The organism is Thalassobellus citreus (assembly GCF_044385915.1).
Lineage (GTDB): Bacteria > Bacteroidota > Bacteroidia > Flavobacteriales > Flavobacteriaceae > Thalassobellus > Thalassobellus citreus.
In genome coordinates, this window is the sequence record NZ_JBISCC010000011.1 from 1 (window position 1) to 339 (window position 339).

Below are 339 nucleotides of genomic sequence, written 5' to 3' on the forward strand. Positions count from 1 at the left end.
TCTATTTGTCCGTCGCAATTGTTATCAAGACCATCACAAAGTTCTGGGGCATTCGGGTACACCGTGGCATTGGTATCATCACAATCTGTATTATCAGGTACATAACCTGTGGGTACAGAACAAGCTTGTATAGTATTTGAAGCATCTCCAAAACCATCACCATCAGTATCGGCAAAGAAGGTTGTTGTTACACCTTCGTCTATTTGTCCGTCGCAATTGTTATCAAGACCATCACAAAGTTCTGGGGCATTCGGGTACACCGTGGCATTGGTATCATCACAATCTGTATTATCAGGTACATAACCTGTGGGTACAGAACAAGCTTGTATAGTATTTGAA

General features: G+C 41.9%; 1 protein-coding gene. It reads right to left on the bottom strand.

Annotation, left to right across the window (positions count from 1 at the left end; genetic code table 11):
* A partial coding sequence (locus ACH5TX_RS00050) for a putative metal-binding motif-containing protein (protein ID WP_439337525.1) occupies positions 1 to 339 on the bottom strand: 339 nt, incomplete at both ends.